The organism is Aliivibrio sp. EL58, assembly GCF_900312675.1.
Classification (GTDB): Bacteria; Pseudomonadota; Gammaproteobacteria; order Enterobacterales; family Vibrionaceae; genus Aliivibrio.
This window is the reverse complement of sequence record NZ_OMPC01000001.1, coordinates 434,916-449,092: the sequence shown is the minus strand read 5'-3', so window position 1 is coordinate 449,092 and position 14,177 is coordinate 434,916. Positions and strand designations below refer to the sequence as shown.

Annotated in this window: 14 protein-coding genes; 6 read left to right on the top strand and 8 right to left on the bottom strand. The window is 38.4% G+C overall.

What is annotated here, in order from left to right; translation table 11 throughout:
* Positions 1–49: 49 nt before the first annotated feature.
* The 3 genes from ED622_RS01870 to ED622_RS01855 form a co-directional block, all read right to left on the bottom strand.
* Positions 50–1,288 carry a ferric reductase-like transmembrane domain-containing protein gene (locus ED622_RS01870; protein WP_122032269.1) on the bottom strand — a complete coding sequence of 413 codons (1,239 nt, stop codon included), beginning with the start codon at positions 1,286–1,288 and terminating at the stop codon, positions 50–52.
* Between the two features lie 471 nt (positions 1,289–1,759).
* Positions 1,760–2,299 carry an NAD(P)H-dependent oxidoreductase gene (locus ED622_RS01860; RefSeq protein ID WP_122032268.1) on the bottom strand — a complete coding sequence of 180 codons (540 nt, stop codon included), beginning with the start codon at positions 2,297–2,299 and terminating at the stop codon, positions 1,760–1,762.
* 85 nt (positions 2,300–2,384) lie between these two features.
* Entirely contained in the window at positions 2,385–2,819 is a 435-nt protein-coding gene (locus ED622_RS01855) for a carboxymuconolactone decarboxylase family protein (protein WP_122032267.1), read from the bottom strand.
* A 126-nt stretch (positions 2,820–2,945) separates the two neighbouring features.
* Here ED622_RS01855 and ED622_RS01850 point away from each other — a divergent pair, with 126 nt between their 5' ends.
* Positions 2,946–3,842 (top strand): LysR family transcriptional regulator, encoded by an 897-nt coding sequence (locus ED622_RS01850; RefSeq protein ID WP_122032266.1) that lies wholly within the window; start codon positions 2,946–2,948, stop codon positions 3,840–3,842.
* A gap of 6 nt (positions 3,843–3,848) precedes the next feature.
* On the opposite strand, the gene ED622_RS01845 is transcribed toward ED622_RS01850, so the two are convergent.
* A complete protein-coding gene (locus tag ED622_RS01845; RefSeq protein ID WP_122032265.1) occupies positions 3,849–4,736 on the bottom strand; it encodes a LysR family transcriptional regulator in 888 nt (295 codons plus the stop codon).
* Positions 4,737–5,106: 370 nt separating this feature from the next.
* Between ED622_RS01845 and ED622_RS01840 the strand changes: the two genes are divergently transcribed.
* Positions 5,107–5,277: a hypothetical protein gene (locus ED622_RS01840; RefSeq protein ID WP_122032264.1), complete on the top strand. Its 171-nt coding sequence runs from the start codon at positions 5,107–5,109 to the stop codon at positions 5,275–5,277.
* A 28-nt stretch (positions 5,278–5,305) separates the two neighbouring features.
* Here ED622_RS01840 and ED622_RS01835 read toward each other — a convergent pair whose 3' ends face one another.
* Positions 5,306–7,192, bottom strand: coding sequence for a methyl-accepting chemotaxis protein (locus tag ED622_RS01835; protein WP_122032263.1), 1,887 nt, complete (start codon positions 7,190–7,192; stop codon positions 5,306–5,308).
* Positions 7,193–7,443: 251 nt separating this feature from the next.
* Between ED622_RS01835 and yddG the strand changes: the two genes are divergently transcribed.
* The 3 genes from yddG (at position 7,444) to ED622_RS01820 (ending at position 10,254) form a co-directional block, all read left to right on the top strand.
* The gene (gene yddG / locus ED622_RS01830; protein WP_122032262.1) at positions 7,444–8,331 is read left to right on the top strand and encodes an aromatic amino acid DMT transporter YddG; all 888 of its coding nucleotides are present in this window, start codon (positions 7,444–7,446) and stop codon (positions 8,329–8,331) included.
* Between the two features lie 62 nt (positions 8,332–8,393).
* Positions 8,394–9,467 (top strand): AI-2E family transporter, encoded by a 1,074-nt coding sequence (locus ED622_RS01825; protein ID WP_122032261.1) that lies wholly within the window; start codon positions 8,394–8,396, stop codon positions 9,465–9,467.
* 145 nt (positions 9,468–9,612) lie between these two features.
* Complete coding sequence (locus ED622_RS01820; RefSeq protein ID WP_122032260.1) at positions 9,613–10,254, top strand: acetyltransferase; 642 nt, start codon at positions 9,613–9,615, stop codon at positions 10,252–10,254.
* 50 nt (positions 10,255–10,304) lie between these two features.
* On the opposite strand, the gene ED622_RS01815 is transcribed toward ED622_RS01820, so the two are convergent.
* Entirely contained in the window at positions 10,305–11,162 is an 858-nt protein-coding gene (locus ED622_RS01815; protein ID WP_122032259.1) for a PA4780 family RIO1-like protein kinase, read from the bottom strand.
* 318 nt (positions 11,163–11,480) lie between these two features.
* On the opposite strand from ED622_RS01815, the gene pepE reads away from it, so the two are divergent.
* Positions 11,481–12,218 (top strand): dipeptidase PepE, encoded by a 738-nt coding sequence (gene pepE / locus ED622_RS01810; RefSeq protein WP_122032258.1) that lies wholly within the window; start codon positions 11,481–11,483, stop codon positions 12,216–12,218.
* A gap of 66 nt (positions 12,219–12,284) precedes the next feature.
* Here pepE and ED622_RS01805 read toward each other — a convergent pair whose 3' ends face one another.
* Both ED622_RS01805 and ED622_RS01800 read right to left on the bottom strand, forming a co-directional pair.
* Positions 12,285–13,391 carry an FAD-dependent oxidoreductase gene (locus tag ED622_RS01805; RefSeq protein ID WP_122032257.1) on the bottom strand — a complete coding sequence of 369 codons (1,107 nt, stop codon included), beginning with the start codon at positions 13,389–13,391 and terminating at the stop codon, positions 12,285–12,287.
* Positions 13,392–13,410: 19 nt separating this feature from the next.
* Positions 13,411–14,073, bottom strand: a complete 663-nt coding sequence (locus ED622_RS01800) for a cupin domain-containing protein (RefSeq protein ID WP_122032256.1) — start codon at positions 14,071–14,073, stop codon at positions 13,411–13,413.
* Between the last annotated feature and the right edge of the window lie 104 nt (positions 14,074–14,177).

The following is a 14,177-nucleotide window of genomic DNA, read 5'->3' as shown; positions in this document are numbered from 1 at the left end:
TGCTCATAAAAGTAAGCAGTATAGTTTCACGTTTAGTCTTCATGGATATTTAACGCATGGCAAAATTTTCATTATGCCATTGTGTCTCTTTCATACCTTTTTTACTTAACTGAGATTTTAATGCTTTTAGCATAGGAGTGGGGCCACAAGCAAAAACTTGGTGTTGGGTCAATTCCTGATTAATAACAGTAGATATTTTATCTCCTGTTAAAAAGTCATTTTCATTTTCTTGTTTATGCAATTTCACTTTATCTGATGTGATCAGTGCAGTGAGCTTAGCCAGCATAATGCCGTATAACTTGCCACGACCCGTATAAAATAAGTGAACTTCTTGGTTTGTCGTTTGGCTTTGTTTTAACCAAGAAACAAAAGGGGTGATACCAATTCCTCCCGCTATCCAAATTTGTGGTTTATTCATGTCTCTTTTTGTATGTAAACGCCCATAAGCACCATCAATTTTTACTGTTTGTCCTACGGTCACTCGTTGCTGTAGCTCAGAAGTATGCTTACCTAAAGATCGAATAATAAAGCTTAAATCTCTTTCATGTGGTGCAGAAGTGATGGTAAATGGATGATAATGTTCAATACTATCAAAGCCAAAATCAAGATAAGCAAATTGGCCGGAATGATATTGAATTGATTCTTTATGAGCTATTAGACTCACTTCAATAGCATCATCTAATGGTATGATTTTACTTACATGATAGGTTTTGACTGTTCGTTTTTTAAATAAAGTTTTATATATCCAACTGATAGATCCAATCAAAGAGACAATGAATAAAGCGATGCCTGTTTGACTATTAAATTCAAAAGGAACATCAGAGAAAAAGGTATGATAAACCGAGATTAAAAAGATAGGCCCCATTAATTTATGAGTATAAAACCATAAGCGATATGGAATTTTTCTGACCATGCTAATACCACCTAGCAGTAATAAACCATACATAGCGAATTGACCGAATTCTTCTCCTATGTCTGCTAGCTGAGGGTTTATACCATTGCCAGCAGGTCCTGGGACTAATAGCCAATGAAATGAAGCGCCAATTAAGCCTGTAATACCTAACCATTTATGCCATACATATGCCTTATCCATTCCTCCAGTAATCGGTTCTATCCATTTAGGACGAGCACTTATAAGCATAGCAAGTGCCATGCAGATCATTGAGATTGCAGCAAAAAAGGCAGGGATTTTTCTTACTAACTCAAGATTATCAGGGAGTAAAAACCATAAACCAATGGATGCTATGATGATAAAGCAAGGAAATAAAAATCGTTTTAATGTATTCATAATAAAATTCCTAAGGCATTTTATTGTATGATATATCATTTAATGTGAATGAAAGGTGAATGGATTATTCATCAAGTTATAATAAATGTGGTTATCTTCTTTTAAGAAGACAGCATAAAAAATTGTTACATAGATCATAAAATATAAGTAAAAAAACGAAGTACGTTTAAAATTACGTGATCTTGATCCTCGCAAAGAGCTCAACTCTACTATAGATTGAATAGGTCATTAAGAATTATGACAGCAGCTCAAAGATGAGCGAGTGATTAAAGGAAGTATTTTATGAAAAGAACAAGAAAAGCCCAATTGCAACGTGCGCGAATTCAATATTGGAAAGACACTGCAAAAGACACGGCTAAAAAGTGGTAAAAATAGAAAACTCCTGATGGTCAGGAGTTTTTTGGTTTTAGAGCTTTGTAAAACATTAAGACACTGCTGAAATACCCACGCTCGATATAATAAACCTTTCTTTTATTCTTCAGACAACAACGCATTTATTTTATCCATACAATGAGTAACGTGAGGGGCTAATCGACCTTCTTCTACTGCTGTTCTTGAACCATATAGAGTAATTGGCTCGAGATAATTTAATCCTGTATCTTGAGCCATTTTCTCAATAGGCATTAATAAGGTTTTCAGGATTGACTCTTGGCTATCATCTGGTTGATAAGCTGAAAGCGGGCTGCCTGTACTTGTCATGCATAATAACGTTTTACCGTGAAGTTTATTGCCTTTAGAACCATAAGCAAACCCATATTCTAAAACGCAATCTTGCCACTCTTTTAATAAAGACGGACTAGAGTACCAATAGATCGGGAATACAAACACGATAACATCATGACAAAGCAGCAACTCTTTCTCTTTCTCTGTATCAATCTGGAAATCTGGGTAGGTTTGGTACAAGTTATGTGTAGTCACTTGTTCATGCTTAGATAATGCTTCTACCAGCGTGCGGTTAATCGTAGAGCTTTCAATTAAAGGGTGGGCAAGTAAGACTAAAATACGTTTCATGATGTTCTCATTTTATGGCGAAAAAGCTAGCCATGATCATTGGAATAACCAACGAACGTGACTAGAAGGGCAGTAATGTGGCTGATTAGTGCGTCATTTGTGTTGCTAATGCAAAGCGATTCCAAGCATTAATCATGATTACTTGCATCATTGCTTGTGCTAGTTGTTCTTCACCCAGAACCTCTAAAGCTTCTTGATAGACTGTATCTGAAACACCATCAAGAGCGATTAGTGTCATGTCATCTGTTAATGCTAATACAGCACGTTCTGTTGCGTTGAATAGTGGTGACTCTTTCCATGCTGCTAGAGCAAACAGTTTTTGTGCTTCTACACCTGCTTTTTCTGCTTCTGGCACATGCATTTGAATGCAGTAAGCACACTTATTGATCATTGAAGCGCGGATCTTAATTAGCTCTTTTAATTCAGCAGATAACGCCACGCCAGCTAGGTAAGATTCAATAGAAAGCATTGCATTTAAAGCTTTTGGTTGGATTTTTGCAATATCAATACGTGTAGTCATAATTAATCTCTCTTTATGTTTTTTGTTAGCGCTTTATTGCGATGTGTGTATTGTGCATAATTCGATAAAAAGAGAGAATAGTCATTAAAGCTGAAATAATTTTGCATAAAACGCAAAGGTGGGGGCATGTTAGATTTAATTCGAGTATTTGATCAGGTGGTAGAGTCTGGTAGCTTTTCTCAAGCTGGCCATGCGTTACATATGGCGCCATCATCGGTTGCGAGAAACATCGATAACCTTGAAAATAAAGTGCAGACGACATTATTTAAAAGAAGTACACGCCAGTTAATTTTGACTGAAGAGGGGCTTTATTTTCACCAACAATCAATTAAGTTGCTGCAAGAGAGTGATAAGTTATTGAGTGAAATGAAGGGGCATAATGAAGAGCCTGAAGGTATGTTACGTATCTCTGTCTTTGAAAGCTTTGGTAATTTAGTACTCGCTTCTTTAATTCCTGAGTTTTTATCTTTATATCCAAAAGTACAGATAGAGTTAGAACTAGATAACAACTTGGTGGATCTTAATAGTGAAAATATCGATATAGCGATACGTATTGGCACCCCTCAAGATAGCCGTTTGAAAGCTCGTAAGTTAATGGAAAATAACACATCTTTAGTGGTTTCCCCTGATTACCTAGCGAGTCATGAGACAATAGAGAAGCCGGATGATTTGATTCATCATAATTGCTTACTTATTACTCATGAAAGGCAGAGAAACCACTGGTATTTTAAAAAAGGAAATACATCGAAAAAGGTCACAGTCTCGGGGAATTTAATTTCTAAAGGAGGTTCGCCACTATTGAACGCAGCACTAAAAGGGACTGGGGTACTGCTGCTCTCTGATTGGATGACGGCGGATTACATTGAAAGTGGTGTATTAATTCCAGTATTGCCTAAGTGGACAGTGACTCATGGTGAAAATGGCAGTGGTGAGATTTTTGCGATTTACAAAAGCGCTCAATATCCTAAGCCATATATTCGTGCTTTTTTGGATTTCATCATTGAGAAAGTGAAAGAAAACTAATTCAACTTATCTCAGTGTTTCTTTAAGCTTTTGAATCAGAGTTTGGTATCTCTTCGGTAAATCTCTATTTCTCTTTTGTACTAAAAATAAGCTCTCTAAAACCGGGGTTGTTGGTTGATGTATATGTAGATCCTGCTTGTAAGGAAAGGCATCAATCGCACTTTGTGGAAGAACCGTAAAGCCAATCCCTTGAGCAATAGGTAACAGGATTTGGCTTAATTGATTAATGTAACTGGTTACTGGAATTTCATTCACATTGCCTTTTTCTAGGGCTACATCTTGGCAAAGATCAAAATAAAGTGACAGATAATGCTCTGCATCGGGGTGTTTTATTAATCCTAATGCCTGTAAGACCTCCCAAGTTATGGCGGTGTTTTTATGGTGTTTTGGTAACACTAAGCAGAGTGGCTCTTTACTAACTTCTTCACTACGAAATAGATTTGGCGTTGGTTGATGAGTTACGATCCCAATATCAATTTGTCCGCGTTGGACCTCATCTAATATTTTACTATTTGGTGCAACTTCAACATGAGTTACTAAATCAGGGTGACTCTTTTGTAGATTGATAAATTCTGGGTACAGAGATAATGCTAAGGCCCCTGAGCAAGCAAACTTACACAATCCTTTATATGGGTCATCAAAACTTAATGCTTCAACTAGGTTGGCTGCATCGCGTCGCTGCTGGTGTGCATAATTGTATACTAGGCGGCCTTGCTCGGTGAGCTCGACGCTTTTCCCCTCTCGCTTTAACAGATCATACCCACACGCCAGTTCTAGCTTCTTAATGTGCTGACTAACCCCAGGCTGAGTCATAAAGAGTTTTTCTGCCGTGTGAGTAAAATGGCCGATATCAACCAAAGTACAAAAGGTATTGAGCCAAAGAGGATTAAGCATAAATCACCAAGAAAATGAGACTAAAAACAGATAACAAAAGATTATTAGATTAAGAGTAATTGATAATTTCTAGTTTGATAAGAGGGTGGTGTGATTTATTTCGTCTGTAAGGTGATGACTTTTTGTTTTAGGTGATTTAACCTCAGCTCGGGATAATCTAAGCCATTCAGCACTGTTTCTTTAGCGCCTAACTACTTTAAAATCAACGCAATAGGCAAGCTATTGACTTATGATTTTGCCTTGTTACGCATCTAAATTAACATTACTGACTTATTGGTTTAATTTAAGTGTATGAAAAATATATTCTCGACTTTCTTATCCCGAGTTGAGGTTAATTATACTCGCCGAAAATAGTTAAGAGGAATGAAAAATGGACTGCCCAAGTTGTGAAGAACATATTGGCTGGGAATGGGTTGAAGAAGAAGCCATTGAGTCGAATGAGATTTTTGAATGTCCAGAGTGTGAAGAATCGCTACGTTATCTGATAGATGAAGGGACGTATTTAGGTCCTCAACATAAAACGGTAGAAGTGGTGAGTTAAGTATCACTCCTACCATTTAGACTGCTTATTATGAAAGCTTAAAGGTAGCTACTTTTTCACTTAAATTAACGGCTTGCTCTTTGAGTGAATGGGATTGATCTAAACTATCTGTCGAATCGATAACAAGTAGGTCTGTCACATCTTTAATGGATGTGACATTTTGAGTTATCTCACCAGTTACGTGAGTTTGTTCTTCAGCGGCTGTCGCAATTTGAGTCGCCATGTCGCTGATTAAAGTAACTGACGAGCTAATTTCTTCGAGTGCTAGTGTTGCTCTATCTGCGTCTTCTACAGAGCTATTTGCCAGATCAGAGCTACTTTTCATCAAGTTAACGGCACGACTTGTTGTTTGTTGAAGGATATCAATTGTCGATTTAATCTCTTCTGTTGATGTATGAGTTCGTTGAGATAACACTCGAACCTCATCAGCAACAACAGCAAAACCTCGCCCTTGCTCTCCTGCTCGTGCGGCTTCAATGGCTGCATTTAACGCAAGTAAATTCGTTTGTTCTGCAATACCTTGAATCGTCGCCAATACAGTATTGATTTCTTGAGAGTGTTGCTGAAGCTCACTGATTACCATGCTGGCTTCATTCACTTCATTTGCTAGGTTATTGATTGATGCTTTTGTTTCAATAACAAGAGAATGACCTTTTTGGGTACTGCTTGATGAGTTTTGTGCAGCTTCTGCCGTTTGTTCCGCGTGAGACGCAATTTCACGCGTAGCTGATGCCATTTCAGTTACAGCGGTAGCAACCATGGTGATTTCTTGCTGTTGAAGGTTTAATTCTTTCACTGAATTATTTACACGACTAGTACTTTGTTCTGAACCTTCAGTAAGTTGCTGCGATTGTAAACGGATATGTTGAATTAGTTGCTGAAGGCTCTCTACAAATGTGTTGAAGTTATTAGCCAGTTCACCAACTTCATCTTTATTTTCAACATGAATTCGTTGAGTTAAATCTCCACTACCATTGGCAATTTGAGCAAGGGCTTGAGAGACATTATTTAATGGACGGAATAAAATACTACACAGTAAATTGAATAGTAACGTACAGATAATGACGACAATCGCTGTGACTAGAACCTGTCCTGATACGGCATCAAATAGAGGGACAACTAGCGAGTCATAATAAATTACACTAATAGTGATTAAACTTGTGTCTTCAATTTTTTGAGCATACATAATGTATTCATCACCATCTATCTCAATAGAGATATTAGAGTGACTATTTGTTGCTTTTTGAATGGTGGAGAAGTCCAAGCCTAAAGTAGAAACTGATTTATTTAGTAATTTTGTATTCGGGTGTGTAAAAATATTACCTTTATCATTAGCAATGAACATAAACCCAGAACCAGGAATAATTACTTTTTCCATGCTGTTTAAGATATCAGTAATCTCAACGTCTGCGCCAAGAACCACTTGCTGACCGTGAAGGCTTAATGCCTTCCCTAAAGAAACAACATTTGCTCCAGTTGCAGCAGCAATGGTTGGATTATCCATAAATACTTTTGACGGTGTGGCAACTGCGTTTGTGTACCACCCCCACTTTCTTGGGTCATCATTACCAGGAGGTAGGATCACCCCATTCGCATTAGCTTGAGAACCATCTGGGTACGCAAGAAAAACGTTATCAAATTTTGCCGAGTCGCGGACTTGTTTTAAATGCACTTCAATAGTGTCAGCATTGGCTTCTTGAGGAAGTGCTGTGATGGCTCGTTCTTTTGATAAAATCCAATCAGTGACGTATTGATTATATGATGCAGTTGTACTTTCTAAGCGTTGTTCTACTTCGATATCTAAACGATCTAAAGAGGCTTTAAATGATAAAGCTTCAACTAATACTCCCCCAAGTATAATGGCCGCACTGGCTGAAATTGCGAGTTTATTTTTTAGCGATAAATTTTTTAGCATAATGTGTTTCATCTTTTGTTGTAATGATAATTATATAAATAATGTGTATTTAATATTTTAGTAATAATTTTTAGCTTCGAAATAAATAATGACACAAATAGTATATTGAAGATAATATTAGTGGCGAAAGAAGTATTTCTATTGTGAATCATTAAGCATTGTTCATACCGTTTCCATTTTTATTTTGAATATATGGATGACTTCAATGGTAAAATATAGTTTCTCTCTTTGTTCATTAGGATATTGTTAAGTTGAATACTTCATATAAATACACCGTAGCAGGTTGCTCTGCCATTTTATTATGGAGTTTAATTGTTGGGTTAATTCGTAATGTGACCGAGCAATTAGGGCCGATTGGCGGTGCCGCAATGATATACAGTGTTGGCTCGCTGTTTTTAATGATTGTTATTGGGTTACCAAAACTTAGTTTGTTTTCACCGCGTTATTTGCTGATTGGTGGTGGTCTATTTGTTAGTTATGAAATGTGTTTATCGCTAGCGCTTGGTATGGCAAACAGTCGTAATCAAGCCGTTGAGATGAGCATTATTAATTATTTATGGCCTTCATTAACGGTGCTCTTTGCTGTGCTTGTGAGCAATAAACCCGTAAGTAAGGTGATTTATCCTGCAATATTATTGTCTTTTTTTGGGGTTGCATGGACATTGAGTGGCGATAAAGGTTTATCTGCTTCTCAACTAATGGCTAATGCAGCAACCAATCCTATCAGCTATATGTTGGCATTTACGGGCGCATTTCTTTGGGCCATTTATTGTAATGTCACTAAAAAACTAGCTAATGGAAAAAATGCAATTACTTGGTTTTTTATCGCAACGGCAGTTTCCTTGTGGTGCAAATACGCAATCAGTGATGAAGGTGCAATCGTGATGACGAGTGATGCCATAATTGATTTATTGTTTGCTGGAATAGTGATGGGCAGTGGCTATGCGTTATGGAATATCGGGATTATTGGCGGCAACATGGTACTGTTAGCAACGTTCTCATATTTTACACCTATCTTTTCAACGTTCTTTTCTGCGTGGATTCTAGACATTGAGCTAACAATGCAGTTTTGGCAAGGCGTTATAATGGTGACATTAGCGTCATTAATTTGTTGGTGGTTTACTCGAGAACAAAAGTAATTATTGGTAAATATAAGCTATACATAGTAAGTGAAGCCCTTTATTTGCAACAAGGAATGTTTATGAAACTCGGACACAATTTCTCCAACCAAGCTATTGATGCGTTTATTAAGATCAGCGCACTTTCTGTTTTGGTCTTATGGTGCTTTTCTATTCTTAAGCCTTTCTTATTATTGATGGTGTGGGGTGGTATTATTGCGACTGCTCTCTACCCAATTGTTGATTATCTTGGTAAAAAAATGCCAATCAGTGAAAGTAAGTTGAGCATACTCTTAACCATTATTGGTGTCGCATTACTGCTTATTCCTTTAGTCGCGTTATCTACAGGAATTTATACCAGTGGAACGGAGTTATTTTTAGGGTATCAGGATGGGACTATTGCGATACCTAAACCAAAAGAGAGCATGCAAGAGTGGCCAATTATTGGGCATGAGGCGTATTCATTTATGTCTCTTGCGTCTTCAAATCTTGAAAGCCTGTTATTTAAATACAGCGCAGAAGTGAAAGTCGTTGCGAGTAAGGCTGCTTCTTTAGTCGGCTCTCTTGGTGGTGGTTTTATTCAGTTTATTATCTCAACCATCATTGCGGGTGTTTTCATGGCAAATGCCGCTAAATGCGAGCGTGCCTTCATTCTTATTTCAAATCGCTTAACCGGAGAGCATGGTGAAGCGCTAACTAAACTATCGAAAACGACGGTGAGAAGTGTCGTTCAAGGGGTTATTGGTGTTGCCGTGATACAAACTACCATGGCCGGACTTGGTATGGCGGTTATTGGTATTCCTGCGCCAGCACTTGGTTTGTGGGTATTTTTAGTACTTGTTTTTGCTATTATTCAATTGCCACCGATTTTAGTCCTTTTACCTGTTATCTTTTATGTTTTCAGTGTTGATACAACAACATCAGGCGTGTTATTTGCTGTTTGGTGTGTATTGGTGAGCAGCAGTGATGCGGTATTAAAACCAATATTATTGAGTCGTGGCTCTCATATTCCAATGATCGTTATTTTACTTGGGGCATTAGGAGGGATGGCGATGTCTGGTATCGTTGGTTTATTTGTAGGGGCGGTAGTTCTGAGCTTAACCTATCAATTACTAACAGTATGGTTGAATAGTGAAGCGGAAGGGAAGAATACGTAGTTCTGGGCTGTGGGTTAACTCTATACATTGATGATCACAGTTATGTATATGATTTATTGTTAATTGTAATAAATCATATTTATAGGCTATGAGAACTATTTCCTCCTGATATAGTCTTATTAAGAGTTAATTTTGGGAGTAGATAATGGCGAACATAGTTGTATTGCATGGTTTATATATGCATGGCGTGGTAATGAAGCCTCTTGCGGAACGATTGAAAAAGAAGGGGCATACCGTACAAGTCATTAGCTATAATTCACTGCGTATTAATGAAATGGTACTGTTTAAACGCATTCATAGTTGCCTATCGGTGTCTAAAAAAAACGTAGTACTTGGACACAGTTTAGGTGGCATTTTAGCTGTGCATTTTGCTAACTATCATCAAGACATTAATACCCCTTTAGACTCTATTGTAACCATTGGTTCTCCGCTTCAAGGGGCTTCTATTGCGAAAGAACTTCAAAGTAAAAAGTTGGGTTTTATATTAGGAAGCTCAAAGCAGCAGGGCTTGGTAGATGTGGCTAAATTGACAGCCAATTGTCCTATTGGCTCTATTGCAGGGACATTACCTATTGGTTTACGCCCGCCAATGATACGAGATCATCAACCTTCAGATGGGACAGTGACAGTTCAAGAAACTCTACTTCCAGAGCTGACAGATCATTTGTGTTTAAAATATTCCCACACGAGTTTGCTTTATGCGACAGAAACAGCAAATCAAGTGGATTACTTTATTGAGAATCATAAGTTTAAAAAAGAAGAGAAGTCAGAGGAAGAGGTGGCATGAGAAAGTAGATAGTCCGTTATCTACTTCTATCGTGTTTGATAAAGTATGGATTAATCCAATTCTTGATCTTCAAGCTGGCGCTCTTTACGTAATCGAGCTTCTTCCATTACGGCGTTGATTTCAGCCATCAAACCGTCAACATCGGCATCTGCTCCATCATCAATAAATACACCAGTAAGCTTGGTGTTTGGAGTCAGTTCGCCTATTTCATACAGCGCCCACATTTCTTTAGCGTATTCAGTGCCAAGTAATTCAGGTGCGTATTGTCCATAGTACGTCGTCATGTTATTTACATCACGCTCAAGCATCCACTTTGCATTGTTGTTTGCAGAAGCATCTACCGCTTGAGGTAAATCGATGATCACAGGGCCAAGATGATCGACTAAGACGTTAAATTCAGATAAATCTCCATGCACAATCCCCGCACATAACATACGAGTGACGTATTGGATCATTAAATCATGGTCACGTAGCGCTTGTTCTTTGGTTAATGTAATGTCGTTTAAACGAGGGGCTACAGAGCCTTCATCGTTTGTCACTAATTCCATTAAGAGAACACCATCAAAACAGCCATAAGGCGTCGGTACACGAACGTCAGCTTCAGATAGCTTGTATAGCGCATCAATTTCTGCGTTTTGCCATACCTTCTCTTGCTCGTCTCGTCCGAATTTAGAGCCTTTTTCCATTGCCCGAGCTCGACGACTGTTTTTTACTTTTCGTCCTTCACGGTACGCTACCGCTTGTTTAAAGCTACGTTGTTCAATCTCTTTGTAGACTTTGGCACATTGAATATTATCGCCACTACGTACAATGTAGACCGAGGCTTCTTTACCACTCATTAATTGGGTTAGAACTTCATCTATTAAACCATCTTCAACTAATGGTAGTAATCTGTTTGGTATTTTCATTGCACCTCATATGAGCATAGATAGACGTCGCAACTTGTGACGTATTTTGAGCTATGTATAAACTTCAGTAGGGCATTATGCCTATATTTCTCTTGGTCACAAGTTTTGGTTAGTAGTTATTTATTGTCTTGTTTGTGATCACGCTGCGATTTCTTTTTGTTCAGAGATAATTTATAGACTACAGATCCGATCTAACACAAGTTTTTCAGAGGTTATTTCTGGTATGTTTTTTATCTCTTTCGTAATCGCATTGCTTATTTTTCTTAGATTGAGAATAGGGTAAGTAGCGATGTTAAATAGACATAAGGCAGTTAGAAGATGGATATTTTATTATTAAGTAACGGTAAGATCGCGGGTAATAATTTTGTGATGGAATTTGCAAGTGAAGCGATTGTTGAGCAAATTCAACGAACAAAAGCTAAGAATCTTGTGCTTATTCCTTATGCCGTTATTCGCTCTAGTCATGATGATCGTGTTGCCTTGGTTCAACAAACATTTGATCATCTTGGGTTAGATTGTAAAGTTACCGGTCTACACCGTTCAGAAGACCCAGTAAAAACCATTCAAGAAGCGGATGGTATTTTAGTGAGTGGCGGTAATACCTGGGTGTTAAATAAAACGCTGCATGATTTAGGCTTAGTTGGCCCAATTCGTAAAGCGGTATTAACTGATGGTGTTCCATACATTGGTTGGAGCGCTGGAACTAACATCGGTTGTCCAACGATTCGTACGACCAATGATATGCCTATTATTACAGGGGCTATTCTTCCTTCATTGAATCTAGTGCCATTCCAAATTAATCCTCATTATCTAGAAGCGTCTGTTGAAGGGCATTTTGGTGAAACTCGTGATGAGCGTATTCAAGAATTTCTAGAAGTGAATAAACATGAGCCAGTGGTAGGGATCCCAGAGGGCACATGGTTACATATCCATGATGGTAAACTGAGTTACCACACAGCCAATGAAAAGCCATTGAAGTTGTTCTCTCACGGTAAAGATCCTGTTTATTACACTGCTGAAGACGATGTACAGTTCTTAATGGAACACAGCTGCTAGTCATGAGCTTATAAAGTGATAAATTAAGAGAAGGCCAAGTTATCAAATAACTTGGCCTTTTATTTTTTAGCTGTTACTGAGACTTGAAAGTACCACATCGGCTGCTTCTAATGCGCCTTCTAAATAACCACCATTCTCTTGTGCGGCTTCTGTTCCTGCAAAATACCAATGAAATTTATTCAACGCTTTTGCTGATGCCGGTAATCCATAGTGAGGGTGAGTGCTAGGAGCTTGATGATCAGCTTCTGTTGCCGTTAATGTTTCTTGGCTCCAATCTAAGAGTTTAATATCAATGGGAGTACTAGCTTTTGAACCAAAGATCCTCGTTAGTTGCTCAATGGCTGCTTGTTTGATTAATGCCTCACCTGCTTTTGCACGAGTAGCCGCATCAATACCAACAAATCCAAATAAAGCCCCTACACCTTCAAAGGTACTTGCGTCATGAATTTCAACTAAGGGTCCAACACGACTGCTTGCTGAGCCTGATAATCCTTCTTCGCGCCAGAAAGGAGATTCATAGATAGCAAAGAACTTTGCGTGTGCAGCCATCCAAGTGGTGGTTGCAGAAAAACGCTGTGTTAACTCATAAGGTAACGCTGGAGTAAAAGAAATACTTTCAGCTAATAAACGTAAAGGCAGGGCAAAAATGACCTGTTCAGCTTCAATGCTTTCCTGTTTATTATTGTGATTTATCGTTACAGTGGATTGGTTTTTCTCATGGTATTCAACATGGGTTACTTTACGGCTAAGTTGTACTTTATGACTTGGGAGCGCCGCTAGTAAGGTATCTACCAAGCATTGCATTCCCCCTGCAATTCTCATTGATGTTGGTGATTGCTCAAACCCTGACTCATAACGAATAGGCGCGCTGTTTGATTGGTTTTCTAATAAATAAGCACCTTGTGAGTACTGTGGAAAAATAGGTAGCATTAAATCATCAATCAATTGAGTGATGCGAGGATGCATTTGCGGCCAAAACCAAGAAGGGCCCATATCTACCGTATTGAGAGGTGAGGTTGGTAACTCAAGACCAGTAATAGATGAGGATAAAATACGGCCACCAACACGTTCTCTGGCATCAAGTAATAAGTAGTCTTTACCCATTTTTTCAAGTCGATATGCCGTGTATAACCCACTAAGGCCCGCGCCAACAATAAGATGTTTAGTTTTCATTCTTCGTTCCCTACGCTTGTTACTGATGTAAGTGGTGACCTGTTTTTATCCATACGAGACACTCTGTTTGAGCCGTCGTAGCCTGCAGTGAGTGCCCGATAGGTAGACGTAACCAATCAAATTTTTGATAGTTACTGCCTTGGTGAGTAAATTCGCCCTCTACGACAAGAATTTCTATTCCACCGTGGTTTTCTAGCGCAATATTTTGGTCTTCTTTCCATTTTTCAAGGCGAACGCTCTCTTGCTTAAAGTTGTGTAGAGGCTGAAATAATACCCCTGTACGATTATCGTCTTTAACAAACTCTTGTTCTTGAGTTTTGATATGTACCGGTGCGGTATCCCCTTCTTGATATTGACCTAGCTTTACTAAAATCATGCAGCCATCTTTTACTATTGGCGCGTGAGATGTGCCGATAGGGTTGCGCATATAAGTGCCAACAGGATAACTGCCATGTTCGTCAGCAAATATCCCCTCAAGTACTAAAAACTCTTCACCACCAGTATGAACGTGCGATGAGAAATAGCTGTTTGGCTCGTAATTTACTAAGGTTGTTGCGGTTGCAATTTCACCGCCATCACGCTCTAACATTTTTCGTGATACTTCTTTAATTGGAGAGGGAACCCAAGTGGACTGAGTAAAAAATACGTTCGCTTTTTGGGATAAGTCAGTATGTAATTTCATGGTAAACCTGCGTGAATGGCGAGTAATTAAGTCTATTGTGTAATGTTTATCTAGGCGTAACAAATCAGAACTTCTATACTATCGATAAAGATTTTCTTTAGTGT

Bases quoted from the DNA above. Each gene is read 5' to 3' on its own strand.
- ED622_RS01840 (WP_122032264.1), top strand. From the start codon at position 5,107: ATGGACTGCCCAAGTTGTGAAGAACATATTGGCTGGGAATGGGTTGAA.
- ED622_RS01870 (WP_122032269.1), bottom strand. From the start codon at position 1,288: ATGAATACATTAAAACGATTTTTATTTCCTTGCTTTATCATCATAGCA.
- ED622_RS01835 (WP_122032263.1), bottom strand. From the start codon at position 7,192: ATGCTAAAAAATTTATCGCTAAAAAATAAACTCGCAATTTCAGCCAGT.
- ED622_RS01860 (WP_122032268.1), bottom strand. From the start codon at position 2,299: ATGAAACGTATTTTAGTCTTACTTGCCCACCCTTTAATTGAAAGCTCT.
- pepE (WP_122032258.1), top strand. From the start codon at position 11,481: ATGGATATTTTATTATTAAGTAACGGTAAGATCGCGGGTAATAATTTT.
- ED622_RS01805 (WP_122032257.1), bottom strand. From the start codon at position 13,391: ATGAAAACTAAACATCTTATTGTTGGCGCGGGCCTTAGTGGGTTATAC.
- ED622_RS01845 (WP_122032265.1), bottom strand. From the start codon at position 4,736: ATGCTTAATCCTCTTTGGCTCAATACCTTTTGTACTTTGGTTGATATC.
- ED622_RS01800 (WP_122032256.1), bottom strand. From the start codon at position 14,073: ATGAAATTACATACTGACTTATCCCAAAAAGCGAACGTATTTTTTACT.
- ED622_RS01855 (WP_122032267.1), bottom strand. From the start codon at position 2,819: ATGACTACACGTATTGATATTGCAAAAATCCAACCAAAAGCTTTAAAT.
- ED622_RS01820 (WP_122032260.1), top strand. From the start codon at position 9,613: ATGGCGAACATAGTTGTATTGCATGGTTTATATATGCATGGCGTGGTA.
- ED622_RS01850 (WP_122032266.1), top strand. From the start codon at position 2,946: ATGTTAGATTTAATTCGAGTATTTGATCAGGTGGTAGAGTCTGGTAGC.
- ED622_RS01815 (WP_122032259.1), bottom strand. From the start codon at position 11,162: ATGAAAATACCAAACAGATTACTACCATTAGTTGAAGATGGTTTAATA.
- ED622_RS01825 (WP_122032261.1), top strand. From the start codon at position 8,394: ATGAAACTCGGACACAATTTCTCCAACCAAGCTATTGATGCGTTTATT.